We start from the raw sequence: 3,170 nt of genomic DNA, 5'->3' as shown, positions 1-3,170 counted from the left end.
AGCCGCAGAAGCCGTCACCGCCGAGAACGAGAACTTTCACCCCAAACTCCTGCAGGAACGAGCGCAAGTGCTCACTGATGGCAAGTTACTACAGGGATTTTTTCCCGTCGTGGTCAGCTGATCACAACGGTCACCGCCATCAGGGCAACCACGAGCACTGCGCCGCTGATCAGCATCAGCTGGGTTCCGGGCCCACGGTTGCTTCCAGCTTCAATGACCTCCATGCGGGGCTCCTTGGCGAAAGCGTTCAAACGTCCGCCGTCCTCGGTGGTGACCTGCATGGCTTCTTCAAGACTCAACGGACCTTATGAGTCCAATTGCTCAGTGCCTTGGTTTATGAAGCCAGCTTCATTTCACTTCAAGAGTCTTTACCTGAAACCAGGCCCTGGGTCGGTGAGCTGGCGGAGGCTTGGGCCCGCTTGGGAAGGCGTCCGGAGCAATAGGCGAGTCGTCCCGCTTCGACGGCCTGCCCCATGGCCTGGGCCATGCCGCCGGGGTCGCCTGCCAGTGCAATGGCGCTGTTGACCAGAACCGCGTCCGCTCCCATTTCCAGCGCTTGAGCCGCTTCGCTCGGGACGCCGATTCCGGCATCCACGACGACAGGGACGCTGGAATTTTCAATAATCAGAGCAATGTTTGCGGCGTTGTTGAGGCCCTGTCCGGATCCGATCGGGGACCCCAACGGCATCACCGTCGCGCAGCCGGCCTCTTCCAACCGCTTGGCCAGCAAGGGGTCGGCATTGATGTAAGGCAACACCGTGAATCCCTCTTTGACGAGCTGTTCGGCGGCGTCCAGGGTGCCGATCGGGTCGGGTAAGAGATGGCGGCTATCGGGAATGACTTCCAGCTTGATGAAGGTGTTGTCTTCCTGACCCGCCAACTTGGCGAGTTCGCGGCCCAGTCGAGCCACGCGGATGGCTTCCTCCGCATCGGTGCATCCGGCGGTGTTGGGGAGCATCCAGATCTTCGACCAGTCGATCGCCTCCATCAGCCCCTCATGGCCCGCTGCCACGCTTTGGACGCGGCGGACGTCCACCGTGACCATGTCGCACCCGGAGCGTTCGATGCTCTGTTGCATCACAGCCATCGAGGGGTATTTCCCAGTTCCCGTGAACAAGCGGCTGCTGAAGTGGCGGCTGCCAATGGTGAGGAGATCGCTGGGATGGGTCGTCGACGTCATGACGTGAGTAAGCAATAGGCCCTACCGTGCTGCCATCATCCCTTGTCCCCCATGCCTTTCCTGCTTGCCATGGATCTCCCGATCGGCAGCCAGGTGCCGTTCCAGAGCAATCCTCAGCTCCCGCTCGATCCCATTGAGCTGTCGGTTCCTTTGCAGGTGGAAGGCAAAACCGTTGAAAGTTTTGATCCGGTCGCTCGCGCAGCCGATCTTGCCGTCAGCCTGCCCCGCGAATGGTGCGGAACCTTTCAACCGTTTGATGGCAATCCCACCGTGGATGTGCGCCTCAGTCTCGTTGGCCTGAAGCCGATGGGCCAGATGGTGGATCTGCGCGGAACCATGCAGATCGGTGCAGTGTCCACACCGGTTCAGGGCAATTTTCATGCCAAATCGGATCAATTGGATCTGATCCCTCTGGCGGATCCGCTGATTGCCGGCCTGGAGCCCGGTGGTGTGTTTCTCGGCTTACAGGGATTCAGTCCGACGAGTTGGCAAGCCCCCCGCTTGATCAACCGTGCCGACATTTCCACGGGCACCGGTGGTCGTTTGGCGCTGAGTTCCTGCGACCAGCAACCCCCCGTGCAGCCACTCTGGTGAGATCACGGCGTTGATCGGCGAAATTCACAACCCTCCAGCGCTTAGCTGGAGGGTTTTTGGCGTTTCTGCAATTTCTTCAAGCCCTGCTTCGCCGTTTTGTTGTCCGGTTCAAGAACCAGGGTCTGCTCGTACAACTTGATGGCTTCCTCGTCAGCCAGCAGTTTCTGTTGCGCGAAGGCGAGATTGTTCAGCGCAACCGGATAATCCTTTTTGGCCCGCAAGGCCAGTTTGTAGTGGCGTACCGCACCCTCGTAATCCTTCTGGGCGGCCAAAGCAAAGCCCAGGGCGTTTTGAATCAGCGCTTTGGCTTCGTCCGGCTCCTGATTCAGCCGTTTTACGGCTTGCTTCAGTGTGGCGGTGGCCTGTGGATACAACCGTTTGCGCAGCTGTACCGAAGCGAGTTCATAGAGATCAGCTGCTTGGCTGGATTTACTCGCTCCAGCCTGTTCCAGCTCCATCAATTTGATTTCGTCGCCGCGAACCCGCAGGACTTGACGACCTGCGAGAACGGCGACGACAGCAAGTAGGCCAACCAGGCCCAGGAGATAGGTCTGGGGCAGCAGATTCACAGCCGTGCGATCAACCCTTAGCGGCGGTCACGACGTTGGTGAAGCTGGTGGGATCAGCAACAGCGAGCTGAGCCAGCATCTTGCGATTCAGACGCACGTCGGCTTTTTTCAGTCCACCGATCAGACGGCTGTAGCTCACGCCATTGATGCGAGCTGCAGCGTTGATCCGAGCGATCCAAAGGCGACGGAAATCACGCTTGCGACGGCGACGGTCGCGATAGGCGTTGCACAACGCCTTCATGACCCGCTGGTTTGCGGTGCGGAACAGGGTGCCGTTGCTGCCACGGAAGCCACGGGCCAACCGCAGGATCTTGTTGCGGCGCTTGCGGGCGACGTTGCCTCTCTTAACGCGGGCCATGAAGGGGAAGAATTAGGTCAGGTCGGAACGAACGAAACAGCAGAAAACTGCTTCAGGCGTAAGGCATCATCAGGGTCACGCGCTCCTCGTCGGTGCGGTCCACCACTGCCTTGGTGCCCAGGTGACGCTTCTGCTTGGGGGACTTGTGGTCCAGCAGGTGATTACGGAAGGCGCGCCGACGCATGAACTTGCCGGTGCCGGTTGCCTTGAACCGCTTGGCGGCAGCTTTGCGGGTCTTCAGCTTGGGCATTGCTCTGCTCGTTCGGGCACAAACAACAACAATACGCCCTTGCCTGCCTCTCCTGAACCAACGCCATGATGGAACGGCTTCGTTGCTGTCTGGTGTTCCGGCTGCTCCCACTGGCTGCGCTGTTGTTTTTGACCCTGGGCTGCCGGGCCCGAGAAGTGGTTCAGCCGTCGGGTGGGCTGTCCGAGGAATCGTCCTCGACCCTGTCCGCACCAAGGTCTG

General features: G+C 59.8%; 6 protein-coding genes. 1 reads left to right on the top strand and 5 read right to left on the bottom strand.

Features of this window, described 5'->3' with window-relative positions; genetic code table 11:
• Positions 1-113: 113 nt before the first annotated feature.
• Both psb34 and ACGVJ8_RS06875 read right to left on the bottom strand, forming a co-directional pair.
• On the bottom strand, positions 114-281 hold the full coding sequence (gene psb34, locus ACGVJ8_RS06880; RefSeq protein WP_392346657.1) for a photosystem II assembly protein Psb34: 168 nt from the start codon (positions 279-281) through the stop codon (positions 114-116).
• A gap of 77 nt (positions 282-358) precedes the next feature.
• Positions 359-1,180, bottom strand: coding sequence for a thiazole synthase (locus ACGVJ8_RS06875; protein ID WP_392346655.1), 822 nt, complete (start codon positions 1,178-1,180; stop codon positions 359-361).
• A 51-nt stretch (positions 1,181-1,231) separates the two neighbouring features.
• Between ACGVJ8_RS06875 and ACGVJ8_RS06870 the strand changes: the two genes are divergently transcribed.
• Positions 1,232-1,774: a hypothetical protein gene (locus tag ACGVJ8_RS06870; protein ID WP_392346653.1), complete on the top strand. Its 543-nt coding sequence runs from the start codon at positions 1,232-1,234 to the stop codon at positions 1,772-1,774.
• 41 nt (positions 1,775-1,815) lie between these two features.
• Here ACGVJ8_RS06870 and ACGVJ8_RS06865 read toward each other — a convergent pair whose 3' ends face one another.
• Genes ACGVJ8_RS06865 through rpmI form a run of 3 tightly spaced genes read right to left on the bottom strand, consistent with a single transcriptional unit; the run spans position 1,816 to position 2,951 of the window.
• Entirely contained in the window at positions 1,816-2,343 is a 528-nt protein-coding gene (locus tag ACGVJ8_RS06865; protein ID WP_392346651.1) for a hypothetical protein, read from the bottom strand.
• 10 nt (positions 2,344-2,353) lie between these two features.
• Positions 2,354-2,701 (bottom strand): 50S ribosomal protein L20, encoded by a 348-nt coding sequence (gene rplT / locus ACGVJ8_RS06860; protein ID WP_392346649.1) that lies wholly within the window; start codon positions 2,699-2,701, stop codon positions 2,354-2,356.
• Between the two features lie 52 nt (positions 2,702-2,753).
• Positions 2,754-2,951 (bottom strand): 50S ribosomal protein L35, encoded by a 198-nt coding sequence (gene rpmI, locus ACGVJ8_RS06855; RefSeq protein WP_392346647.1) that lies wholly within the window; start codon positions 2,949-2,951, stop codon positions 2,754-2,756.
• Positions 2,952-3,170 lie beyond the last annotated feature (219 nt).

The organism is Parasynechococcus sp., assembly GCF_042954245.1.
Taxonomy (GTDB): domain Bacteria; phylum Cyanobacteriota; class Cyanobacteriia; order PCC-6307; family Cyanobiaceae; genus Parasynechococcus.
Note: the sequence above shows the minus strand (reverse complement) of the source record. Positions and strands in the feature narration are given on the sequence as shown.

Coding starts and splice junctions, on each gene's coding strand:
- ACGVJ8_RS06870 (WP_392346653.1), top strand. CDS start 1,232: ATGCCTTTCCTGCTTGCCATGGATCTCCCGATCGGCAGCCAGGTGCCG.
- rplT (WP_392346649.1), bottom strand. CDS start 2,701: ATGGCCCGCGTTAAGAGAGGCAACGTCGCCCGCAAGCGCCGCAACAAG.
- ACGVJ8_RS06875 (WP_392346655.1), bottom strand. CDS start 1,180: ATGACGTCGACGACCCATCCCAGCGATCTCCTCACCATTGGCAGCCGC.
- rpmI (WP_392346647.1), bottom strand. CDS start 2,951: ATGCCCAAGCTGAAGACCCGCAAAGCTGCCGCCAAGCGGTTCAAGGCA.
- psb34 (WP_392346657.1), bottom strand. CDS start 281: ATGCAGGTCACCACCGAGGACGGCGGACGTTTGAACGCTTTCGCCAAG.